We start from the raw sequence: 21,598 nt of genomic DNA on the forward strand, positions 1-21,598 counted from the left end.
TATCATCGCCACGGCTCATCCCTTACATGGTTCTTCATCGGTTTGGCATTACCCCCACGTGATAGAGCAACGAGCAATGCCTCTAAATATAGTGTTAACGCTAACCCAACCAAGGGTCAAAGGATCCTTGCTCAAGCGCTGGCCCAAAAGGAGGGAATTCCTGTTATATTACCTACTCGTACTATATAGCAAGGCAACCGGTAAGAAATGCATGAACCGTGGCGAGTATGTGGAACTTCTTGCACCAGTAGCTGGAAGCAAAAATCTTGCATCAAGAATAGTGAAGATACTCGTTAGGCAAGGCTTCCTAGAGCGAGTGAAACCTCTCGTATATTGCGTAAAGCCTTTGGATGAAGTTCTCGGTGTAACACTCGTAAACTATGTTGCTGGACGACTTAGACGTAAAGGCATCAATGTAAACGTCGAGGACAGAAAGCTTGTTGTAGCAGGTGAGGAATGTGAAAAGCTAAAGGTACTAATGAATATCGGCATCTTAGAGTGTAAGGATTTTGCGGAACTGTTGCAAGGGCAGCGATAGTACGCTACTCCTCCTCGTAGAGTTCGACAACAATTCTAGCTTTCACCCTATCCTTGGAGAATGGTGGTGGACTTTCGCCTAGATCGACGGCAAATACTACTCTGTTTCCAAGGCTATCAGTGAATCGAACCTCTGCAACATATTGCTTACGTGGCCCTTGTTCAAAGGCCTTAATTACAGCCTCGTATATTCTTGATAAAGCCATCTGTAGTGCTACGGGGCTCGAGAAGTCCTCGGGCCGCAATTGTATCGCGTGAAGACCTCTTATCACCTCGCCTATACGTGCCTCTCCCTCGAATATGGCAAGCCTCTTGCTTGGTGGTTCTTGCTCGGTGGACAAGCTATTGCTCCCCTTCACCCTACCCGGTGGAATGGAATATTTAAATAGTCACCTCCACATTGATAGCCCTAAGGGCGAGGTAAGGAGGTATAAGGTGAGTATGAAGGTCTACATTGTTGACCACTTTACGGGTAACTACGCGCTAAATGAGGATAAGGACGTTGTAGCCTACGAGCATGCACCAAAGAGCCTAGATGACATGGTTGAAGAGGCACTAAAGGTAGAGCGTGGCGAGGTTCCAGCTGCATTCCTACGGCTCCTCGAGAAGCTAAAGGAGGTGGGAGTAAAGACCGTAGTAGTTGAGAGGGAAGAACTCGCAAAGGAGGCTATAAGTAGGGGGTTTGAGGCGGAGGTTAAGCCTGCAAACGAGGTTGCCAGGTACTTCAGGGGCAATGTTGTAGACATTGTTACCGGTACGGGTTTTGTGCCGAGCAGGGAGGAGTACTACAAGCTTCTCCACGAGTTTAGCATGGAGCTTACACGGAGAAAGCTGCGTAGAGCAGCACAGAAGCGTGACCTCCTCGCAGCACAAGCCATAAGAGCTATAGACGATATTGACAAGACTACAAACCTGTTCGCTGCAAGGCTTAGGGAGTGGTATAGCCTCCACTTCCCAGAGCTAGACGACTTGGTCCGCGAGCACGAGGATTACGTGAGGATTGTAGCTGAGCTAGGTCATCGTGACAATATAACTGTTGAGAATCTTGTCAAGCTAGGCTTTAGCGAGGAGAAGGCCAAGAAGATAGCTGAGGCGGCAGCAAAGAGCATGGGTGCGGACTACCCAGAGTTCGACATCAAGCCTATGCAGCGGCTTGCACAGATAACCCTGGAGCTATACAAGCTTAGGAGAGACCTAGCAGACTACATAGCCCAGGTAATGAAGGAGGTAGCACCAAACATAACCGCGCTAGTAGGTCCACTCCTAGGTGCAAGGCTCATAAGCCTTGCAGGCAGCCTAGAGGAGCTAGCATTCTTGCCGGCCAGCACAATTCAAGTGCTGGGCGCCGAGAAGGCCTTGTTCAGAGCGCTGCGTACCGGTGGCAAGCCGCCAAAGCACGGCGTTATCTTCCAGTACCCCGATATACACCGCAGCCCGCGCTGGCAGCGCGGTAAGATAGCTAGAGCGCTTGCTGCAAAGCTTGCAATTGCTGCCAAGGTCGACTACTTCACTGGCAGGTTCATAGGCGATAAGCTAAAGGAGGCTTTGAGGAGGAGGATAGAGGAGATCAAGAGGATATACAAGAAGCCGCCGAAGAGGAAGGAGGTTGGGCCAGCACCCAGGCCAGCGAAGCCGGCAAGGAGGAAACGTGGCAAGCGCGGTAAGGGTAAAGGCAGGAAGTAGCCTACTCCATGTGATAGGGGGTGTAAGGTATGGTTGAAGTAGTTAATGTGTATGAGCATGAGAAGTATAAGGGTGTATACATCGTAGAGCTTGAGGATGGTTCTACGAGACTAGCAACAGTAAACCTAGCGCCGGGCCACAGGGTTTACGGCGAGAGGTTGTTCAAGTGGGAGGACCTTGAGCTGCGTGAGTGGAATCCCTACCGTAGCAAGCTTGCTGCAGCATTACTCAAGGGTCTTGAGGAACTCCCGATAAGGCCTGGTCACAAGATACTCTACCTCGGTGCTGCAACCGGTACCACAGCGAGCCACGTCTCAGACATTGTTGGCAAGGAGGGGCTAGTATACGCGCTTGATGTAGCACCGCGAGTAATGCGTGAACTGATAGCAGTGTGTGAAGTTAGACCCAACATGGTGCCCCTACTTGCCGATGCCAGGAAGCCCTACGAGTATCGCCACATAGTAGAGCTGGTAGACGGTATCTATGCAGACGTGGCGCAGCCGGATCAGGCAGAGATTGTTGCAGACAACGCTGACTACTTCTTAAAGGAGGGTGGCTACCTTCTACTAGCTATCAAGGCTAGAAGCATAGATGTGACAAAGGAACCAAGCGAGGTATTCAAGAGAGAGATAGATGTGTTGAAGAGCAGGGGCTTCGAGATAGTAGACATGGTGCACCTAGAACCCTTCGACAGAGACCACGCAATGGTGTATGCAAGGTATAAGCCGCGCAAGCAGTAAGGTAACTGTAGGCTAATCTATTTTTAATATAACCCATGTATCCTTTCTGACCACATACGAGCCGCTTTCCTAACACAGAACGGTGTAGCACGTTAGGGCTAGCTCGGTAGGCTGGCTGATGTATATGGCTACAGGCGAGGGTGTTAGTAGGATATTCCGTAGCTATGTTACTAGAGTCTATGCTGACAAGAGGTTCTTTGAAGAAATACTCCCAAGAGAATACAAGGAGCTTCCAAGGCTGCTTGAAGAGGATGAGCCTAGTGTGGAGCTCATATCTGGTAGTAGACACTATTTTGATAAGCGCGAGTTATTGGAGCTTAGCAACTCGCTGCCGTGGTATTTGCGTGGGTTTACAAAGCTGCCATGGATCTTTACTTATGCTCGGCAAGGGTTTGTCGGGATATACAAGCTCATAAACAGCGATCCGTGGTCTGGCAGAATAATAGCATACCTCATCCGCGGAGACTATTCTAAGCCTATGCTAGAGGTTAGGGAGGTGGAGTTTCAGCGGCTATTATCTAGGTTTAAAACCCTTATAATAGTGACACTGCAAATAAATATTATGGAGGGCGGAGAAGGGTAGCGTGGCATGCGGCTTGATGAGTTACTCGAGGCGACGGTAAGGCTACTCTACAGCCAAGGCTATAGCGTTGAAAAAATATCATACCCCGAGAACCCCCAGCGTAGAGGCATAGATGTTGTTGCATCGAAATCTAATGGCGAAGCGTTACTCGTAAAGGTTATTGAGGATGCGGCGCAGCTGGGTCCGAAGGATGTGCGTGAGCTTAGGCAGTGTAGCCGCCTACTAGAAGCTAGCGGTATTATTGTTGCAGAGAGGAGTAATGGTGTTGAAATAGACGATATTGTTGCCATTGAGAAGTCTGGAGTATATGTAGTTAATGTTGATGGTTTAGGAGCTGCACTCCGGAACGAGGTGTATGTTGTACACAGGCAGGGTAACCTTTACATGAGGGTTAATGGTGAAAAGCTCAGGGAGGAGAGGCTAAGGAGGGGCTACAGTCTAGGCGATCTTGCATCGTTGCTGAACGTTACCAGGCGTAGCGTCTACCTCTATGAGCAGGAGGAGGTTGATGTGTCACTTTCTACAGCGTTGAAGCTCATGGAGATATTTGGTGACGAGATATTCAAACCGATACCCGTCATAGCTCGTGAGCGTGGCCGCGAGCATAGCTATCAGGGACAATTGAAGCCTACAATGCAAGCGCCAAGAACGGCTAGCGGTGAGGCTAGTAGAGCGATACGTGGTATCATAGAGGCTGGTGGTGAAGCTATCGAGACTAAGCGCATACCGCCAGACATAGTGGCGAGGATTAACGATGACAAGCTACTGATACTGATAGAACGTAGGCGTGACAAGAAGTTCGAGAAGAGGGTTTACGAGGCGGTAAAGGTTGCTACAAGGGTTAGTGCCCGCATAATGGCTGTTGTATCCTCTAGCGAGTATGTTAGTGAAGTTAGGGCTTTCGGCGAGGTGGATGTGTATAGGAACGTTGAGGAGATGCTGCGCGACATAGGTAAGACGTAGGGTTGGCTTGAGTCTAAACTACTGGCTTGAGAGCAATACCTATTACTATCCCTACTCTGCCTAGGCAGCCCATTTGGGGCTGATGTTTGCCGCTAAAACTCCGAGAGCGTGTATATATACGTGACCTTCTCGAGAAAGGTGTCATAGGTAACGAGTATACGGTAGCTGGCTGGGTAGACACAGTAAGAGTTCACGGCGGCCTAGTTTTCGTAGTTGTTAGAGATCGGACCGGCAAGATGCAGCTAGTAGTTAAGCGTAACATATCGCGTGAAGCATGGGAGCATGCCCGTAAACTTGCGCCCGAGAGTGTGGTAGCGGCACGAGGCAGGCTAGTGGAGAGTAAGGCTGCTCTCGGTGGCCGCGAGTTACAAGTCTACGAACTCGAGGTCCTCAACAAGGCTGACCCCTTACCGATCGATATCTATGCGCCGGATAAGACAACACTTGCCAAGAGGCTTGACTGGCGCTTCCTAGACCTGCGCAATCCACGCAACCAGCTCATAATGAGAATTGCGGCTGAGGTAGCTAGGGCCGCCAGGGAGTGGTTCGTCGAGAACGGCTTCATAGAGATCTTCACGCCGAAGATTGTTGGTGCAGCCACTGAGGGAGGTGCTGAGGTCTTTAGCATAGTCTACTTCGACAAGCCGGCATTTCTAGCACAGTCGCCGCAGCTTTACAAGCAGATGGGTGTTATAGCTGGCCTGGAGAAGGTGTTTGAGATAGGTCCGGCATTCCGGGCAGAGCCCCACCACACGACTAGACACCTCACAGAGTATACGAGTATAGACCTTGAAATGGGCTTCATAGACAGCTATGAAGATGTTATGGATATTGTTGAGGCGGTAATAAGACATGTGATCAGCAGCGTACTTTCGCGCTACCGGAGCGAGATAAAAGAATACTTCCCTAATGCCATAACTGAGCCCCCCAAGGAGATACCGCGGATAACGATAAGGGAGGCCTACAAGCTCCTAGAGGCAGCTGGTACTCCTGTGGAGTGGGGCGAGGACCTATCAAGTGAGGCCGAGAGAAAGCTCGGAGAGATAGTTGAAAGGGAGTATGGCTCCTACCTCGTATTCGTGACAGAATACCCCTGGGCGGTTAGGCCATTCTACACGATGCGTAAGAGCGATGAGCCGGATTGGACCTATAGCTTTGACCTCCTCATGAGAGGCCTAGAGATAGCTACTGGTGGCCAGAGGGAACATCGCTACGACGTACTAGTGAAACAACTCGAGGAGAAGGGGCTAAACCCAAGAAACTTCGAATGGTACCTGGCAATGTTCCGGTATGGTGCACCACCACACGGTGGTGCTGGCATAGGCTTAGAACGTGTCGTAATGCAGCTTCTAGGCTTAGGCAACATCCGTGAGGCACGGATGTTGCCAAGGGATCCGGAGAGGCTGGTGCCATAACCAAGGAGGGCCCTTTTGATATTTAGGAGTTTGGAAATTGTGTATCAGCCCCCAGCGCCTCTTCATCCATCCCATGGGGTGTCTGCGTCGTCTAGCATCATCACCGCTATAATACTATGGGACAAATTATATTTAGGCTTCACCCAAGTTTCTTTTTCAGGGGTTAAAACTAGATGAAGGTGGGCTCCGAGCATAGCGGATACCCGCTACATAGGACGTGGCCCTTTGAGAGGAACCCTCTCCTAGTCTTCTGGGAGACAACGAAGGCTTGTATGTTAGCGTGTAAGCACTGCAGGGCTTCTGCCATATTGAAGTCGTTGCCCGGTGAGCTAACAACTGAAGAGGCCTACAAGCTCATAGACGATGTAGCTGCGTTTGGGCAGCCCTACCCGATACTCGTCCTAACAGGTGGCGATCCCCTATTAAGGAGCGATATATGGGACATTATAGCGTACGCTAAGGGTAAAGGGCTCCGGCTGGCGGTAGCACCAGCAGTCTCGCCTAATCTTACCGAGGATAAGGTTAAGAAGCTCGCGGAGCTGGGTGTTGATGGTGTAAGCATAAGCCTTGACGGTAGCCGACCCGAGATACATGATGGTATAAGGGGTACCAGCGGCGTCTTCGAGAAGACGTTGTGGGCAATCAAGACGTTTCAAGAGTATGGTGTAAGGGTCCAAGTGAATACAGCCGTGATGCGAGATAATGTGCACGACCTGGCTGACATAGCTGCACTTCTCTTGAAGCTCGGGGTGAAGGTTTGGGAAGTATTCTACCTAGTCCCTGTCGGCAGAGCGCAGTTGGAGCTTAACCTCACACCTGAAGAGTGGGAGGATGTAAGCCACTTCCTCTACGAAGCCTCCAAGTATGGGCTTGTAGTAAGGACTTCTGAGGGCCCAATGTTCCGCAGGGTAGCGATAACGCGTATGCTGCTAGAGCTAGCAGGCAAGAACCCCGACGAGGCGTTAAACACTGGTCCTCTCTACCGCCAGCTGGTTTCACGGCTCCGCCAGCTCCTTGGAGAACCTCAAGGTAAGCCATTAGCCTCAACTACTGGTACACGCGATGGTAAGGGTGTCATATTTGTATCATACAACGGCACCGTGTACCCAAGTGGCTTCATGCCATACCCGCTTGGCAATATACGTGTCAAAAGCCTTGTTGAGATATATCGTGAAAACTTGATACTAAAGAGACTCCGTGGCGCTAGATTTGAGGGGAGATGTGGTAGGTGCGAGTTTAGAGAGATATGTGGCGGTAGTAGGGCTAGAGCCTACGCGGTCACTGGTAAACCATTCGGCGAGGATCCAGCATGTCCCTATAGGCCTGGCACTTTCTCGGTGATGGTGTCAAAGCTAGGTGTACGTGTTGAAAATGTAGTTAGGGAAATCGAGGGCTTAAAATACGTCCTGCCACCAGGGTGAAGGAGTTGATTAGCCCTGCTGACTACGTTACATCCATTGTCGGGTCTAGGCTAGCTGTTGAGGTGCTGATGAAGCTTCAATACGAGTTCCCTCTAACGCCGACGCCGTACTGTGATGTGGCAAGCTCCCTGGGTATTGAAGTGGATGAGCTGCTCGAAATGCTCAATAAGCTGCGCTTGTTACATGTGCTAAAGAGAGTTGGCTTTTACTTTAATGTTAGAGCTTCAGGAAAGAATGTGGCGTTGATAGCAATCTCCACCAGCAACCCCGAAGCAGCCTCCAAGCACCTAATGGAGTTGTTGGAGGTTACTCATAGCTATCTACGCGAGAACGACAAGTTCAACTTGTGGGTTGTTGGCAGACACACCAGTCGCGATGCCATAGTGGAGGCTGCTCGGGCGACGGCAGAACGTTATGGCGATGGTAGGTGGGCTGTACTGTGGAGTGTTAGAACGTACAGGCTTAGCGTGAAATACGATCTCATCAGCGGCACTAGCCGTGCTGGCCCCTACAGCGAGATAGCACAGTCACCGCCAAGTCCTGAAGAACTGGGAGTACCGGGGGAGCTTGCGGCAGCTCTACGTCGTCTCCCCCTAGCTCAGCATCCATACCGTGCTATAGCAGTAAAGTTCCGACTAGATGAGGAGAGAGTCTTTGATGCTGCTAGAAGACTGCTAGCAGCTGGCGTACTAGCTGATCCTGGTGCAGCCCTCGACGGGCATAGGATAGGGTTCAAGTACAATGTAATGGTCACGGTTAAGGCTCGCGAAGATAGGTACGACGAGCTATGCCGCGAGATAATGCAGGGTGTTCCAGAGGCAACACACATAGTGCTTCGGAGGGTAGAACCGCCCGGAGCTTGGAGCCACTTATGCTACTTCATGGTTCATGCGGTGTCGATGCAGCTCATCGACAAGATTATCGATAGGCTGTATAGGCTAGACCTCGTAGACGATGTTCTTAAGCTTCCAAGCATACGCGACCTAGCACCCGGCCTTGTAAGGTGAGGGTGAACGGAATGATACCCGTCACAGTGCTCGTAGGAGGTAAAGCCGCGGTTTCACGCAGGATTAAGGGAGACTATAGCGTCTCAAAACCCCCGAGGTTCTCGGAGCTACTCAGGCCAATAGTCTTCTGGAACATCACCTACCAGTGCAACCTACAGTGTGTACATTGCTACATAAAAGCACTAGCTAAGCGCAATCCCAACGAGCTAACTACTGAAGAGGCTAAGCGTGTAGCGGAGGAGATAGTCGAGATTGGTATCCCACTAGTCGTTTTCAGCGGCGGCGAGCCTCTAGTGAGAAGTGACTTCTGGGAGATAGTAGAACCTATGGCTGGTAAGCAGAGACCGAAACTGTCGTTGAGCACTAATGGCACATTAATAACGAGGGATGTTGCAGAGAAGCTTGCGTCATACCAGTTCAAGTATGTGGGTATATCTATTGATAGCATAAAGCCGGAGTGGCATGACAGGTTTAGGGGAGTACCCGGCGCATTTGAAGCTGCGGTACGTGGCATAAAATATGTTATGGAGCTAGGTATAGATGTTGGCGTGCGCACCACGCTTACCAAGTACAATATTGAGGAGGTACCAGCAATACTCAAGTGGGCCTACGATCTCGGCATAAAACGTGTAAGCCTCTACGTCCTAGATACCGTGGGTCGAGGAGCAGGTATTGCAGACTGGCTTCCCACCCATGAGCAGCTCCGCAAATTCGCAGATACAATAATAGATGAAGCACGCAAGTACTCGGGCGAAATGGAGATATTAATCGTCAGAGCGCAGTTCCTAGGAATCTACATTGCCGACAAGCTTGCTCGCTCTCCCGAGGACTTCATGAAGTACATATCGCTGCTTGATGCGCAGGGCAACTGCGGCAGGAAAAGCATAAGCATATACCCGAATGGCGATGTTAAGCCATGCCAGTTCGTAGACTGGGTAACCCTCGGCAACGTTCGGAGACAGACGCTAAAGGATATACTTAGCCCTGAGAACAAAGAGTTAAAGCCATTCCTAGCCATAGAGAACTACTTACGCGGCCCAAGGTGTGGCAGGTGTCCATTCCGGAGGATATGCGGGGGTGGCAGTAGGGGCAGGGCACTAGAGCTAACCGGCGACGAGTGGGGAGACGACCCGCTATGCTTCATAGACTTCTCCGCGATAGCTAAGAAGTGGGGCATAGATCCCAATAAGATCCTCTAGTGCTCTCTGCAAGGCCTACTAACACCCTTCCTTTTAGCCAGTTCAACAAGTATCGGTATCTCCTTCAGCTTCTCGCAAGGTAAGAGCTCCCAAATCACACCCGGCGGCCTTGGCCCCCGTTCAGCTACTCTTATGAGTCTCGTTGGCGTAGCGATGAAGTCCACGGTGAGATCGTAGGGCTCTCTAGGTATATGGTCGACGATTTGTAGATCGTGGACGGTGGTAGCTATAGGTGTATCCTCGTCTACGAGGCCTAGCTCCCTCATGATAGCGTACTCTAGCTCTGCATAGCCTTCGCCCTTGCCAACCCTATGCCCATACCTATCAACGGCAACAGAGCCTGTAACTATGAAGTCTATGCCGCCAAGACTCCTTAACTCATCAATTCCTATGACACGGCCTAGCTGGAAGGCACCACGTATTGTCGAGGCTTTCTCATAGAGGTAGCTGGGTATCCTCTTCGGGTCAAGAAGTATGAAGCCCTCATGCAGCCTAGGTGTCGCCATAACGAGTAGCTTGCCTTGTCTAAGTGTTGCTAGACGTACCCATCGCTGGGGAGAGTCAGGGTTGGCTTTCACAATCCTCGCTCTACGCCACTCTCCTAGATCGAATAGCTTAGCAGCGGCCGCTTCTGCACCTCTAAAGTTTGGAATCCTACCCCAGGGCGGCGGGAACGTAGCAACTCCCCGCTCGGAGAGGAGGCGCCAAATATGCTCCCTCAGCCTCTTCTTATACTCCTTCACATCAATGTGCCCATTGTTCACCGCGGCGCACCCACCCCCTCAAGTAGCTTCTCCAGCCTAGTAGCAGTTGACTCAAAGCTCTCCAGGAGGGCTGCAACTCTAAGCCTCAACAATAGTATGGAGGCTGTAAGCCTAACGTAACGATAACCCCGCCTTGCCAAAGGCGAGAGTCGCCGGAGAAACTCAACTACACGCACAACGTCGCTTAGCGGTTTTGATAGGTAGGATGCAGCTTCCTGGATAGTCGGCTTAAGCGCTATCGCCCGCAGGTAGGGTAAAAGCTCAGGCTTAACACGCACCTCTTCGGAGAAAAGCAGTCTTACAACCTCAGCTACAGCATCGTAGACAGCGTGGTATACAAGGTCCTCAAGCTCCTCGCTGTCAACTAGGAAGACGTCCTCCAAGGCTATAACTTTCACACCCAGTTTCTCGGCAAGCTTTTCTGCAGCTTCGTCGGCAAATCCCTTACATATCACTAGCGGTTTAGCATTGAGGAGTATGGCATTACTATATGCTTGCCTAACACCGTGTACATCGAGCCTGCCAGCCTTAACTTCTACAGCGTAAAGTTCCCCATCAGGCCCCCTAGCCACGGCATCGACTTCGGCTACCTCTACACCTTCAATTCGTACCCTCTTATGAACCTCGAGTATCTCGTAGCCCTGCTCCTCCAGCAGTCTAAACGCTATACGTTCGCTTGCATGCCAACGCTTCATCCCACTCAAACTGGGACACACCCTTTGCTAGCATCGCCCAGGGTTAGGCTTCTAGCAGCGGGTAAGCCCTAATACTTCCATTAGCCAGACATAGCGCTACCCGGGGTGGAGTACAAGTTTGGTACAAAGAGAGGATCTCCTACGTGAACAAGTGACTGATGTCGAGTTGAAGCCTGGAATGACGCTGGACGAGCTAATAGATGCCTACGGTGAAATATACGGGTTCATGGCTGGTCATTTGAGGAGAGCAATAGAGATTCTATCTAGGTGCCTCCGCGACGCAGACCTCCGCGTACTATCATTTACAGCTAACATTGTTGCAACCGGGGTTAGGGGTATACTAGCCCAACTAATCCGCGAGAAACTATTCAACCTTGTCGTAACAACTTGTGGCACTATAGATCATGACGTAGCTAGGGGCCTCGGCTATAACTACTACAAGGGATACTTCGAAGCAGACGACAAGATGCTCAGAGAGCTTGAGATACACAGACTCGGCAATATATACATCCCGGTTGAAAACTATGGCGAGCCAATAGAGAAGTTTACACATAGAGTACTATCAGATCTCGCTGGGAGGAAGAAGAGGTGGGCAGTCTACGAAGTTCTCTGGGAGATGGGTGCAAGAATAAATGATAAACACAGCATCCTACGGGCAGCCTACGAGGCTAAGACACCAGTAATAGTTCCAGGGTTTGTGGATGGAGCTTTTGGGACAGCGGTATTCACGTTTACACAGCTAAACCGTGACTTCGCCATAGATATAATGCTTGACGAGGAGCTGCTAGCAGACCGCTTCTTCAGAGCCAAGAAGGCAGCAGCGCTGCTCATAGGCGGTGGTATAAGCAAGCACCACTCAATATGGTGGGCTCAGTTCCGCGGCGGATTTGATTGTGCAGTATACGTTACAACAGCTGTAGAGTATGATGGAAGCTTGAGTGGGGCACAGCCACGTGAGGCAATTTCATGGGGTAAGATTAAGCCTAGCGGCGAGCACGTGGTAGTCTATGGTGATGCGACGATATTGCTACCGCTAATAGCCTATGGCCTGCTTAGGTCTCTGAGATGGGGGAGCGGGTAGGCTTAATATCGCTAACCCCTCTTATATAGAGGTAGAGTGTGCGCACAAGCCCGGCAATGTAGTATCTCTCGACGTGTACGGGTTTCCAGCCTGGTATAGCGAAGTCTAGTGTGACTATCCTAGTACCCACCTTCAACTCTTTCTCAAGCTTTGGTTTTAACGCGGCGTTAACCCTCGTCAACAAGTACATGTAGACTACTGTTGCATCACCTATCGGGACCTTGAAGAAGTCATCGTTGACGAACTTAACCCTATCGTAAACCCCGGCTTTCCGCGCATTCTCCATAGCTGCTTCTATAAGATCCTTCCTTAGTTCTACACAGACGGCCTTAGCTCCCCTCCGTGCAGCTTCAATTGCAACTCTGCCATCACCACAACCTAGGTCATAGAATATGTCGCCCTCGCCAACCCTTGCTATACGCATAACGTAGTCTATAAGCTGTCTCCTCGTCGGCACCCAGGGCACATCGTAGCTACCGAGCACGGATAACGGTATTGCGGCAAACAGCCCGCGGAATACCTCCACCCGCTCACCCATACTGTGCATAGATAAGGCTACGGGAAACCCCCTAATTACCTGGCTCCCACGGCTTCCTTCAGTGGCATCCTCGAATAAGCCTCGAAGGGTGTAGCTGTTGCGGAGACTTGACATCAGCTTCTGGAGGAAGATAATAAGCGACATAGAGGCTATCATCTCCTACTACCGAAGAATGAATAGAATTATGTCGCTGGGGCATGACGAAAAGGTTCGTTGCGATGCAGTACAAGCTATCTGTAGACATACCAGGTGCATGCTCGTCCTAGACGTAGGGGCTGGTCCAGGCGACTCAGTGAGGTGTATATGTAAAGTTGCAAAACCAGCCTACATAGTAGCTGTTGAGCCATCTTCCCGCATGGTAAGGCTTTCTTGCAGAGCATGTCGTCATGTGTGTGATGCTGTTGTAGCCATAGCGGAGAGTCTCCCCTTCCGCAGCACGGTCTTTGACGCGGTAACCTCGTTCTACGCTGCTAGGGACTATCTCAACCTCACAGCGGCTCTAAGAGAGGAGAGGCGGGTAGCTTGTGGAGGAGTAGTCATAGGCGACATATTTGTTCCTGCCAGTAAGCTTCTACGTCTGCTTCAGAAGATATGGGTATGTGTATTTGCGCCGTTTATAGCGCTCATAGTTGCTGCGGGTAAGTGGAAGCCATATACTACGCTCTGTAGAACTCTTAGCCGCTGGCTTACAATAGGCGAAATGGGCTCTATGCTTTGTAGCGGGTATGAAGTCTGTGAACAGCGTGCGTACGTGGTAGGTGGCTTAGGATATGTTGCTGCGTGGCAGAAGAGTGCTTGTGGCGATAACAGGGGCTAGTGGCGTAATCTATGGTGCTAGGCTCGTAGCGCACCTCGCGAAGAGGGGGCTCCTCGAGGCAGTAATCTACACTCCATCAGCGTTAATAGTTGCAAGGGAAGAGGGCATAGATCTTGAGAAGTTTATCAAGGGTTTAGGTGTACCAGCCTATCTTTCAACGAGGCTAGATGCGCCCTATGCGAGTAGTAGCCGTGCACCATGGGCAATGGTTGTTGCTCCCTGCAGTATGAAGACGTTGGCAGCATTAGCCCACGGATATAGCGATAATCTCGTTACTCGGGCGGCACTAGCAGTGCTAAGGCTTGGCCGTAAGCTAGTCCTAGTAGTGAGGGAAACACCCCTTGGCAAGGCTGAGCTGAGAAACATGCTGCTAGCGGCCGAAAACGGAGCCATAATACTGCCTGCTGCTCCAGCCTTCTACACGAGGCCCAGAACACTTAGTGATATAGTGGACTTTGTAGTGGGCAAAATACTAGACGTACTTGGTATAGAGCATAGTCTCTACCAGCGCTGGCGCGGCTACTCGAATTCGTCATCGCCAAAGTAGCCCTTGCGTTTCATCAGCTTTTCTATCTTTGACATGGCCTCCTCTTCAGCCCTAATCTCTCTCTCTAGATCCTCGATCCGGGTCTCTTGAGTTTGCTTCTCCTTAGCATAGAGGCATGTGCCATCAGGCAGCAGTGCCTTTAAAGCACAAGCAGCGTACTGGCATGCACCACCGATACATTCGTCACCTATCCATCTGCAGTATGCTACTCTCTGCATCTTTCCGTGTACCGGCTTGCGGACCACTGTTAGTGAATTGTTTAGGCAGCGAAAGTATGGGCAGAGAGGGTTACACTTGCCGTCGGGCAAGGGCATCGGCCTAGATTTTTCGCCTCCCCTACGCGGCACACCAGGTTCCCTACGTGGCTGTCGTGCAGGTGGCCTACCGCCCCTCCTGCTAAAGGACAAATTTCTACACCTCGCCCAGCATACTGCTATGCACCATCCGGCGAGAGAGCGTAGGCAATGCTGGCTTGCCACTTACAGTCTCTCTGGCCAATCTTATTAGGGCTTACTCCACTTAAGCAACAGGTAGCGTATCGGTGTATCCCTCGGACCTGTAAGCGCTAGGATAAATGCCTTCCTAACACTATGGCTAAGCCTTCCCGCGCGAACTATTTCAAGAGGATCTATCTCCTCGTCCACACGCATAACATGGACTAGATAGGGTGCATGCTCGAGCCCAGGTCCGCGTTCATACACGGCAAAGTCTGAGCCATATTTGAGCCCAGACCTAACAACATAGCCCCGGTCTCTCAAGTCACGATAAACCTTGTAGAGCAGCTCAAATTTAGGTATAAACCTTTCAGCTCGCCTCCTTACCTCCTCAACACTTACCCTGTGGCCTTCCTCGTCGTAGACCTCTAGCATACCCCTCTCTAGCAGGTGGAGTGTCTCCAGGAGCCCAAGCTCTAGCGGCGCGTCAAAATTAGAGCCACGGGGCTTAGGTATGCCTAAAGGCTTACCATAGTATCCGCTTGCATAGAGCCTTCTGGCTGCCTCCCGGTCAAACACTACAGCTCTGAGCCCCAGCAATACAGCCCGTATCATTGCATCACCGTTGTCTAGCGGCCGGCAACCATGTAGAGTGCTAGGAACTTAACGTTTTCAGCAGCATCCCTAATAGTATCAGCTATATCTTCGATGAGATCTGTAATATCCTTTATCAGCATTAGCGCAACAATATCGCTCTTTAGCTCCCTATATAGTGAAAAGACCAGCTCACGGTAGAGCGCGTCAACATCATTTTCTATATTTAGTACGCGCTGTGCCTCCTCATAGCTCTTCTTCGGGTTCGACCATAGATGATTTATTGCCTTCTCCAGGCTCTCAAACTCCTTGGACAAGGTTTCAGCTATAGCCTTAAGCTTCATGGTCACGTCGTTAGCTGAGAGTATTGAGCTCTTAGTATTTGAAGATAAGAGGTAGGCCCTATATGCTATGCCTTCGGCGGACTGTGCAACGCTGGTGAGGTAGAGGAACAAGTCCTTGTATATAGTGTTGGTTGTTAGAATGTTGCCAAGTCTAGCAAGGTAGGTTAGCGCGTCGTCCTTCATGGCTTCGACTCTGTCCTTTGCACTCCTAATCTCGCTGTGAAGCCTACCCAGCTGCTCAGTGTCGCCACGCACTAGGGCATCTATTACGCTCCTAATGCCTGCAATCTCCTTTGAAAGCTCGCGTATGACCCCAACTATCTGCTCGGTTAGACTCTCCTCGGCTAGTGATTGTTGTCTTCTCCTCTCAATATCATAATCATAGTACTCCTCAGCCAAGCTACTATCCCGAGTGTAGGTGAAGTTTCGGAAGAGGTATTAGAAGGGTTATGCTGTGTAATGTAGTGCAGTGGAATAGGTGTAGTATAGAGAGGTCTTGAGTAAAAGGGGCATGGAGCATGGATGTTGTGGTTGTTGATGCATTAGCGCATGGAAGGTATGCGCGTCGACAGGTAACAGTCGATGTTATAGGTGCTGGTCCCCGAACAGTGGCAGGTGTCCTTGAACAGAAGGGGCTAAACGTAGACCTCTACATTGCCGAGGATGTTGTGGAAAATCCGTCGAGACTGCGTGGTTATAGTGCGCTGCTCGTTAGTGGTATGAGTGTTGATGAGCCAACCGTTGCTAGGATTGTAAGACTTTGGAGGAGAAACTCTAGGGGTCCCGTGATAGTTGGGGGTCCCATAGCTGCTGACCCGGAGTTCCTCGTACGTGTCAGAGGCGATGTAGGAGTCTATGGCGAGGCGGAGCCCGTGATAGAGAAGCTTGTTGAAACCGGTATATTCGAGCAGCAACGGCTAGATCCGAGAACGCTAGAACGCCTATGCGGAATAGTCTACGTCGAGAATGGAGGGAGGCTTCGCGTCAATAGGAGATGCCCGATAATGCCGAGAAGGGTGTGGGAGAGGTATAGGCCTAGCACACGGGTTATCCGAGGCTATCCACTCTACTGGGCTGCAAGAGTCTACGTTGAGGTTGTACGAGGCTGTAGTAACTATAGCTTCCCAAGGCTCGACGGTATTCTTCCACCAGAGCTTCTTCCCGAAAAACCAATACCAGGCTGTGCCTACTGTAGCGTCATACCCCTCTACGGCTATGCTAGGAGCAGGAGTATAGACCATGTGTATGAGGAGGTTAAGGAACTCATAGATCAAGGTGTACATCGCATAGTGCTCAGCGGTCCAGACTTTCTCGACTATGGAAGGGACTGGCTAGTAGAACCTAGCCCCTTGCTAGATCCGCGTAACCCACCTCCAAACACAAAGGCTATAGCTGAGCTATTGCGGAGGATTACGGCGATACCGGAGGTTTCAAGCGGTGAAGTCTCAGTAATGGTTGAAAACATAAAGCCAAACCTAGTCAATGATGAGGTTGTATTGGTTCTTGGAAGATACTTACGCGGAACACCCGTACACATAGGTGCTGAGACCGGTGATAACAAACTCCTTGAGGCCCTAGGTAGATCGGCAACGGTTTACGAGGTTGTGAAGGCTGTACGGCTTCTACGTAGGCACGGCCTTCGCCCATACGTGTATATCATGTATTGTCTCCCAGGCGAGACAAGCAGAACAATAAGACAGACAGTGGAATATATGGAAAAGCTCTACAATGCTGGGGCTGAAAAGATAACAGTCTACAAGTTTACACCCTTGCCCCTATCTTACCTACACAAGCTGGCAGGCACTAACTACGACACCAAATGCCCTAATCCACACCCAGTGAGGCTCCGGGCGGAAGAGATCAATAAAAGGGCTAAGAGGAGGCTCATAGGGCTAAGGATTCGGGTCATAATTGTAGGCTATTACCGTGGAAGGAGGCCTCTAGGCTACCCGCTAAAGCACGGCCCTGTAGTCCTACTCGACCGGGGCTCGATAGGAGACCTTGTGGACGCGAGGATAGTTGACGTGATTAGCGATAGAATGGTGGAGGCTACAGTGATTAAGCGTATCAAAACGTTGGCAGGAGAATCGATGGAGAGAAGCTAGTAATATCTATCAACAATATCCTGTAGCTTCTCGACAATACTATCTAGCTCTTGAAGATCGTTGCGAATCTCGTCCTCAGCGTTGCTGAGAAGACGCGCCCCCCTCCTCCCAAGCACTATACTCTTCTTCAAGAGATCCCTCTCGAGCTCAGCGCCAACAATTATCATGTACTCGCTCAGCGTGGCAATGTTGCCTCTTATCTCGTCGGTAACATCTTCAAGCCGTACAGCGCCGTTAAGCACGCCCATAAGCCGAGAGCGTAGCGTCCTAAGCCTCTTAATGTATGTGAGTGCAAGGGATTGCAACTCCTCATCATAGGGATCTCTGCGTAGCCTAACCAGGACACGGTTAAGAGCCTTAACAGTCTTAGCATGTCTTGTGGCAACATCTTCTAATACACGGAGCAGCTTATGGGGATCTACAAGACCCTCCTCGCTCACAGCAACACCACCCAAGATAGCTGAGCAGATCAGCTATCTAGTGCAATGCACGTACCCTCCTACTAGCCAGGTATCTGACTGAACCCGTATAATATATCCATCGTGTCAAGCTGAAAGTGATACAAGCCTTATGCTGCCGGGAGGAGAAGGCAAGCTGAGGCAAATAGCTCGAATACACAAAGAGAGGGTATCTGGGGCTTTTACTGCCTTACAACTCTCACGGTAGCTATTGAGTTATCAGCTATACCATACTCTGGCAGTTTTTCGCCGTTAACCCAGACCTCATTCACAGGAACGGAGTCGTCAGTTTCGACCTTGTAGCGGAACCGGTGCCTACCTGCAACAACAACCTCTATGTACTCTCCTTCGCCGAGCTCGCGGAGAAGCTGCGGGTTGACCTTTGCGGTACCCTCACGTAGCTCGTCATGGAATCTCAGCCTTACCCTACGTTCTCGCGGCTTCTTTTCTCTTCCAAGGAGCTGTGATGCTGGCGGAATTAGCGCAAGTGCACTCCTAATATCTATCTTTTTCTTTGGTACGACCTCCTCTTCTCTTCGCTCTTCAGCCTGCTTCTGCTCGATCTTAGGCTCCTCACTCAAAGGGAGCCTACACCTCGCCCCCTAGTTATTCCAAGTTACTATAGCACATCAGCTAGGACTACATAAATAGTTAGCTTTTAGTCTCTACGCCAGCGTCAACAATGGTTCCGAGTTCCTCTATGTCAGCGCCATTTAGGAATCTTCTAAGTGCATCTACTAGCTTGTCAATGCTAACTCTTACTTGCTTCCAGGTGTCCCTATCCCTTAGCGTAACAGTGTTGTCCTCTAGTGTCTGGTAGTCTACGGTTACAGCAACTGGTACTCCGATCTCGTCAACCCTTGCATATCTCTTACCAATACTGCCATCGTCATCATAGACTGGGTAGAAGCCGGCATCGAGTACTATTCTAAACACCTCCTTAGCCTTAGCTACGAGTTTCTCGTCCCGCGTCAGCGGAAACACTGCAACCTCTATCGGAGCCAGGTACCTTGGAAGGCTAAGTATAGTCCTACCATCTCGCTCTCGATGGGCGTAGTCAAGCGTTACTAGTAACAGCCTCTCAACACCAAATGATGGTTCTACGACGTGTGGTAGGAATCTCTTCCCGGTAACCTTCTCCTCCTTCTCAATAATCTTAACACGGTCAGCCGGTATCCTAACCTCAGCAACCTCTATGAAGCCCTTCTCTGCTAGCTCCTTCTCAGCACTCTCTGGGTCAAGCTCCTGTAGTGCTTGGAGAACCTTCTTGGCTTTCTCTCGGTATGTCTTTCCAAGCCATGCCCTGTCAACGAATATCATTTTGCGTTTAACGATTACCGGCTCCCTGTACTGTTTGAAGACTCTTAGGTCCTGGCCGCTATGCTTCATGTGGCGTGAGAGGTCGTAGTCGGTTCGGTAGGAGTGTCCGGAGACCTCTATCCAGCCAAACCTGCTAACCCTTACGAGCTGGTCGAAGGTCTGGGCAGAGTAGTGTGCCCTCTCTTCTGGCGGCTTTTCCTCGAAGTACATGTTCTGCTCCGGCACGCCTAGTGCTTTGATAAAGTCTCTGGCAACAGCCATCCAGTATGCCAGCCAGGGATTAGCAACGATGCGCTCCTCTACAAGCTCTGAGACCTTGTACTCGGAAGGCTCATCAGCACCCTTCTCCTTTTCCTCTGCGCGTAAGATACGAAGCTTTGTATCTCCAACCCTTCCGAGAAGTTCGTCGAGAAGGCCGTTGTGTCCTGGATCCTCGGGATCAAAGAAGAACTCCATCTCGGCTATCGTGAACTCTCTAAGCCTTATCATTCCTTGTCTTGGTGATATCTCGTTCCTAGCTACTCGTCCTATTTGCGCTATGCCCAGGGGAAGTCTCTGCCTCATAGCCTCGTAGACTCTCTTAAACGCGACAAACATACCTTGTGCATTCTCAGGCCTAAGGTAGCCAACATTCTCACTATAGGGGCCAATAGTGGTCTTGAATAGTAGGTTAAATTTCTTGACCTCGCCTAGTTCGCCACCGCAGACTGGGCAGCGGATATCATGCTCTCTTATGAGCCGTGTCATCTCCTCTATGCTCAGTCCCTCAGCCTTAATGCCAAGCTTCTCTTCTATGAGATGATCAGCCCTAAACTTCCTGCCGCAACGCCGGCACTCCACGATGGGATCAGTGAAGTGCTCAAGGTGTCCGCTAGCCTCGAAAACTCTTGACGGAGCTATTATGGGCGTCTCGATCTCTACCACGAAGCCTGCGTGGCGGCGGATGAAGAAGTCGCGCCAGAGCTGTAAAATCTTCTCCTTAAGCCTCACACCGAGAGGGCCGAGATCGTAGAAGCCAGCTACACCACCGTATATCTCGTAGCTTGGCCAGAAGAACCCTCGTCGAATAGCTAGGTCTACAAGCTTCTCATACTTGTCAACAGGCTTAGCCATCGTTGCAACCCTCACCCAGCAAGAGCCCTTTACACGCGGATATATTACTCGCCCCCGTCTAGTAAAGCCAATGCACGCAACGAGGCTCCTAGGGGTGCATAGTAGGCCATGGGTATAGCTGAACTATATCTCTCAAGGAGCAGCCTCCTCTTTGGCGGCGTTGAGGTGCCGCTAGAGCGGGCTGAGGCAGTTATTGTTGGTGTACCATTTGACTATACGTCAAGCTACCGGCCTGGCTCGCGCTTTGCCCCCCGTGCGATAAGAGAGGCAGCTGCAAACATAGAATTCTATTCGCTGAGAGCGAATCTTGACGTGGAAAATATAGGTATAAGCGATCTAGGCGACATAGCAGTATCATCGCAGCCCCTTGAAACATTGCAGCGTATCGAGCAGGTGACAAGAGAACTGCTCGAGAATATGCAAGATAAGCTGCTAATAGTGCTCGGTGGTGAACATACAATAACGCTTGGTGTTGCCAAGGCCCTAGCAGCTACAAGGGAGCAACCACTATGCCTCATAGTCTTTGATGCCCACCTCGATCTCCGACAGGAGTACATGGGCGAGAAATACTCGCATGCTAGTGTCATGAGGAGAGTTGTTGAGCAAGTAACCAGCAACATATTCTACATCGGTGCCAGAGCATTTACAAGCGAGGAGTTTTCGTATATGCGCAGCCACGGCTTACAAATGGTAACCCCACAGCAAGCCCGGCTCCTAGGGCTAGCTGAGATCGTACGGAGAATCCGTAACTGGGCTAAATCCAGTGAGTGCAAAACGCTATACATAAGCTTCGACATAGACGCATACGACCCTGCCTATGCACCCGGCGCAGCAAATCCCGAACCTGACGGGCTGGAAACTTGGCTTGCACTAGAACTCCTACACCGTATCATAATCGAGGTACCGGCAACCATTGCAGTCTTTGACTTAGTAGAGGTCTCACCACCCTACGACTGCTCCTGGATAACGAGCATACTAGCAGCAAAAACAGTGGTAGAAGCCATAGCCGCAAACCATGTAGCGCGCCGAGCAGCTAGACAGCCTTGACGAGCTTTCTACCCGGAGGCCTAACCTTGTATACAACCCTATAGCCACAGTAGGGACACTTAATCGTAGGCATATACTCTAGGTCGAGGGCGCTAAACTCCATGCCACACCTGCCGCACTTGTAGCGTATCAGCGACTTATCCTCTATAACGCCATACTCGCCCGCTTCACGTGGCTCATAAAGCTCCATAAC

General features: G+C 50.7%; 25 protein-coding genes. 14 read left to right on the forward strand and 11 right to left on the reverse strand.

What is annotated here, in order from left to right; translation table 11 throughout:
• Positions 1–127 precede the first annotated feature (127 nt).
• Complete coding sequence (locus HBUT_RS00145) at positions 128–538, forward strand: hypothetical protein (protein WP_048061341.1); 411 nt, start codon at positions 128–130, stop codon at positions 536–538.
• A gap of 4 nt (positions 539–542) precedes the next feature.
• Here the strand turns inward: HBUT_RS00145 and HBUT_RS00150 are convergent, their stop codons facing one another.
• Positions 543–878, reverse strand: a complete 336-nt coding sequence (locus HBUT_RS00150) for a hypothetical protein (RefSeq protein ID WP_011821224.1) — start codon at positions 876–878, stop codon at positions 543–545.
• 100 nt (positions 879–978) lie between these two features.
• Between HBUT_RS00150 and HBUT_RS00155 the strand changes: the two genes are divergently transcribed.
• From HBUT_RS00155 to HBUT_RS00190, 8 genes are all read left to right on the forward strand, one after another.
• Positions 979–2,220, forward strand: coding sequence for a hypothetical protein (locus HBUT_RS00155; RefSeq protein WP_011821225.1), 1,242 nt, complete (start codon positions 979–981; stop codon positions 2,218–2,220).
• A gap of 29 nt (positions 2,221–2,249) precedes the next feature.
• The gene (locus HBUT_RS00160) at positions 2,250–2,960 is read left to right on the forward strand and encodes a fibrillarin-like rRNA/tRNA 2'-O-methyltransferase (protein ID WP_011821226.1); all 711 of its coding nucleotides are present in this window, start codon (positions 2,250–2,252) and stop codon (positions 2,958–2,960) included.
• 124 nt (positions 2,961–3,084) lie between these two features.
• The gene (locus tag HBUT_RS00165; RefSeq protein ID WP_011821227.1) at positions 3,085–3,543 is read left to right on the forward strand and encodes a DUF61 family protein; all 459 of its coding nucleotides are present in this window, start codon (positions 3,085–3,087) and stop codon (positions 3,541–3,543) included.
• Between the two features lie 6 nt (positions 3,544–3,549).
• On the forward strand, positions 3,550–4,506 hold the full coding sequence (locus HBUT_RS00170; protein WP_011821228.1) for a transcriptional regulator: 957 nt from the start codon (positions 3,550–3,552) through the stop codon (positions 4,504–4,506).
• An 86-nt stretch (positions 4,507–4,592) separates the two neighbouring features.
• Complete coding sequence (gene aspS, locus HBUT_RS00175; protein ID WP_011821229.1) at positions 4,593–5,921, forward strand: aspartate--tRNA(Asn) ligase; 1,329 nt, start codon at positions 4,593–4,595, stop codon at positions 5,919–5,921.
• A 173-nt stretch (positions 5,922–6,094) separates the two neighbouring features.
• Positions 6,095–7,342 carry a TIGR04053 family radical SAM/SPASM domain-containing protein gene (locus HBUT_RS00180; RefSeq protein WP_011821230.1) on the forward strand — a complete coding sequence of 416 codons (1,248 nt, stop codon included), beginning with the start codon at positions 6,095–6,097 and terminating at the stop codon, positions 7,340–7,342.
• 5 nt (positions 7,343–7,347) lie between these two features.
• The gene (locus HBUT_RS00185; protein WP_011821231.1) at positions 7,348–8,349 is read left to right on the forward strand and encodes an Lrp/AsnC family transcriptional regulator; all 1,002 of its coding nucleotides are present in this window, start codon (positions 7,348–7,350) and stop codon (positions 8,347–8,349) included.
• Positions 8,350–8,360: 11 nt separating this feature from the next.
• The gene (locus HBUT_RS00190) at positions 8,361–9,548 is read left to right on the forward strand and encodes a radical SAM/SPASM domain-containing protein (RefSeq protein ID WP_011821232.1); all 1,188 of its coding nucleotides are present in this window, start codon (positions 8,361–8,363) and stop codon (positions 9,546–9,548) included.
• Here HBUT_RS00190 and HBUT_RS00195 read toward each other — a convergent pair.
• Complete coding sequence (locus tag HBUT_RS00195) at positions 9,545–10,312, reverse strand: 5-formyltetrahydrofolate cyclo-ligase (RefSeq protein ID WP_011821233.1); 768 nt, start codon at positions 10,310–10,312, stop codon at positions 9,545–9,547. The genes HBUT_RS00190 and HBUT_RS00195 overlap by 4 nt on opposite strands.
• Positions 10,309–11,007, reverse strand: a complete 699-nt coding sequence (locus HBUT_RS00200; protein ID WP_048061611.1) for a YraN family protein — start codon at positions 11,005–11,007, stop codon at positions 10,309–10,311. The genes HBUT_RS00195 and HBUT_RS00200 overlap by 4 nt, the downstream gene beginning before the upstream one ends.
• 118 nt (positions 11,008–11,125) lie before the next feature.
• Here HBUT_RS00200 and HBUT_RS00205 point away from each other — a divergent pair, with 118 nt between their 5' ends.
• Positions 11,126–12,088, forward strand: a complete 963-nt coding sequence (locus HBUT_RS00205) for a deoxyhypusine synthase (RefSeq protein ID WP_011821235.1) — start codon at positions 11,126–11,128, stop codon at positions 12,086–12,088.
• Here HBUT_RS00205 and HBUT_RS00210 read toward each other — a convergent pair.
• Positions 12,060–12,770 (reverse strand): class I SAM-dependent methyltransferase, encoded by a 711-nt coding sequence (locus tag HBUT_RS00210; RefSeq protein ID WP_228546744.1) that lies wholly within the window; start codon positions 12,768–12,770, stop codon positions 12,060–12,062. The genes HBUT_RS00205 and HBUT_RS00210 overlap by 29 nt on opposite strands.
• On the opposite strand from HBUT_RS00210, the gene HBUT_RS08770 reads away from it, so the two are divergent.
• A complete protein-coding gene (locus HBUT_RS08770; RefSeq protein ID WP_011821237.1) occupies positions 12,724–13,443 on the forward strand; it encodes a class I SAM-dependent methyltransferase in 720 nt (239 codons plus the stop codon). The genes HBUT_RS00210 and HBUT_RS08770 overlap by 47 nt on opposite strands.
• A complete protein-coding gene (locus HBUT_RS00220; protein WP_011821238.1) occupies positions 13,397–13,990 on the forward strand; it encodes a UbiX family flavin prenyltransferase in 594 nt (197 codons plus the stop codon). The genes HBUT_RS08770 and HBUT_RS00220 overlap by 47 nt, the downstream gene beginning before the upstream one ends.
• Here the strand turns inward: HBUT_RS00220 and HBUT_RS00225 are convergent.
• From HBUT_RS00225 to HBUT_RS00235, 3 genes are all read right to left on the reverse strand, one after another.
• Positions 13,963–14,397 (reverse strand): hypothetical protein, encoded by a 435-nt coding sequence (locus HBUT_RS00225; protein WP_011821239.1) that lies wholly within the window; start codon positions 14,395–14,397, stop codon positions 13,963–13,965. The two genes, HBUT_RS00220 and HBUT_RS00225, sit on opposite strands and share 28 nt — an antisense overlap.
• A gap of 96 nt (positions 14,398–14,493) precedes the next feature.
• Positions 14,494–15,039 carry a tRNA-intron lyase gene (endA, locus tag HBUT_RS00230; RefSeq protein WP_011821240.1) on the reverse strand — a complete coding sequence of 182 codons (546 nt, stop codon included), beginning with the start codon at positions 15,037–15,039 and terminating at the stop codon, positions 14,494–14,496.
• Between the two features lie 14 nt (positions 15,040–15,053).
• Positions 15,054–15,761 carry a DUF47 domain-containing protein gene (locus HBUT_RS00235; RefSeq protein ID WP_011821241.1) on the reverse strand — a complete coding sequence of 236 codons (708 nt, stop codon included), beginning with the start codon at positions 15,759–15,761 and terminating at the stop codon, positions 15,054–15,056.
• A gap of 119 nt (positions 15,762–15,880) precedes the next feature.
• On the opposite strand from HBUT_RS00235, the gene HBUT_RS00240 reads away from it, so the two are divergent.
• Positions 15,881–17,467 carry a B12-binding domain-containing radical SAM protein gene (locus HBUT_RS00240; RefSeq protein WP_011821242.1) on the forward strand — a complete coding sequence of 529 codons (1,587 nt, stop codon included), beginning with the start codon at positions 15,881–15,883 and terminating at the stop codon, positions 17,465–17,467.
• On the opposite strand, the gene HBUT_RS00245 is transcribed toward HBUT_RS00240, so the two are convergent.
• From HBUT_RS00245 to glyS, 3 genes are all read right to left on the reverse strand, one after another.
• A complete protein-coding gene (locus tag HBUT_RS00245; protein WP_011821243.1) occupies positions 17,464–17,907 on the reverse strand; it encodes a hypothetical protein in 444 nt (147 codons plus the stop codon). The two genes, HBUT_RS00240 and HBUT_RS00245, sit on opposite strands and share 4 nt — an antisense overlap.
• 200 nt (positions 17,908–18,107) lie before the next feature.
• On the reverse strand, positions 18,108–18,506 hold the full coding sequence (locus tag HBUT_RS00250) for a hypothetical protein (RefSeq protein WP_011821244.1): 399 nt from the start codon (positions 18,504–18,506) through the stop codon (positions 18,108–18,110).
• Between the two features lie 70 nt (positions 18,507–18,576).
• Positions 18,577–20,358 (reverse strand): glycine--tRNA ligase, encoded by a 1,782-nt coding sequence (gene glyS, locus HBUT_RS00255; RefSeq protein WP_011821245.1) that lies wholly within the window; start codon positions 20,356–20,358, stop codon positions 18,577–18,579.
• A 108-nt stretch (positions 20,359–20,466) separates the two neighbouring features.
• Here glyS and speB point away from each other — a divergent pair, with 108 nt between their 5' ends.
• Positions 20,467–21,405 (forward strand): agmatinase, encoded by a 939-nt coding sequence (gene speB / locus HBUT_RS00260; protein ID WP_011821246.1) that lies wholly within the window; start codon positions 20,467–20,469, stop codon positions 21,403–21,405.
• On the opposite strand, the gene HBUT_RS00265 is transcribed toward speB, so the two are convergent.
• The gene (locus tag HBUT_RS00265) at positions 21,392–21,595 is read right to left on the reverse strand and encodes a TFIIB-type zinc ribbon-containing protein (protein ID WP_011821247.1); all 204 of its coding nucleotides are present in this window, start codon (positions 21,593–21,595) and stop codon (positions 21,392–21,394) included. The two genes, speB and HBUT_RS00265, sit on opposite strands and share 14 nt — an antisense overlap.
• Positions 21,596–21,598 lie beyond the last annotated feature (3 nt).

Origin of the sequence: Hyperthermus butylicus DSM 5456 (genome assembly GCF_000015145.1) — an archaeon.
GTDB lineage: Archaea > Thermoproteota > Thermoprotei_A > Sulfolobales > Pyrodictiaceae > Hyperthermus > Hyperthermus butylicus.

Excerpts from the sequence above, each read along its gene's own strand:
- HBUT_RS00155 (WP_011821225.1), top strand. The coding sequence starts at position 979 with ATGAAGGTCTACATTGTTGACCACTTTACGGGTAACTACGCGCTAAAT.
- HBUT_RS00160 (WP_011821226.1), top strand. The coding sequence starts at position 2,250 with ATGGTTGAAGTAGTTAATGTGTATGAGCATGAGAAGTATAAGGGTGTA.
- HBUT_RS00165 (WP_011821227.1), top strand. The coding sequence starts at position 3,085 with ATGGCTACAGGCGAGGGTGTTAGTAGGATATTCCGTAGCTATGTTACT.
- HBUT_RS00170 (WP_011821228.1), top strand. The coding sequence starts at position 3,550 with ATGCGGCTTGATGAGTTACTCGAGGCGACGGTAAGGCTACTCTACAGC.
- HBUT_RS00180 (WP_011821230.1), top strand. The coding sequence starts at position 6,095 with ATGAAGGTGGGCTCCGAGCATAGCGGATACCCGCTACATAGGACGTGG.
- HBUT_RS00190 (WP_011821232.1), top strand. The coding sequence starts at position 8,361 with ATGATACCCGTCACAGTGCTCGTAGGAGGTAAAGCCGCGGTTTCACGC.
- HBUT_RS00200 (WP_048061611.1), bottom strand. The coding sequence starts at position 11,007 with ATGAAGCGTTGGCATGCAAGCGAACGTATAGCGTTTAGACTGCTGGAG.
- HBUT_RS00210 (WP_228546744.1), bottom strand. The coding sequence starts at position 12,770 with ATGTCGCTTATTATCTTCCTCCAGAAGCTGATGTCAAGTCTCCGCAAC.
- HBUT_RS00220 (WP_011821238.1), top strand. The coding sequence starts at position 13,397 with ATGTTGCTGCGTGGCAGAAGAGTGCTTGTGGCGATAACAGGGGCTAGT.
- endA (WP_011821240.1), bottom strand. The coding sequence starts at position 15,039 with ATGATACGGGCTGTATTGCTGGGGCTCAGAGCTGTAGTGTTTGACCGG.
- HBUT_RS00240 (WP_011821242.1), top strand. The coding sequence starts at position 15,881 with ATGGATGTTGTGGTTGTTGATGCATTAGCGCATGGAAGGTATGCGCGT.
- glyS (WP_011821245.1), bottom strand. The coding sequence starts at position 20,358 with ATGGCTAAGCCTGTTGACAAGTATGAGAAGCTTGTAGACCTAGCTATT.
- speB (WP_011821246.1), top strand. The coding sequence starts at position 20,467 with ATGGGTATAGCTGAACTATATCTCTCAAGGAGCAGCCTCCTCTTTGGC.
- HBUT_RS00265 (WP_011821247.1), bottom strand. The coding sequence starts at position 21,595 with ATGGAGCTTTATGAGCCACGTGAAGCGGGCGAGTATGGCGTTATAGAG.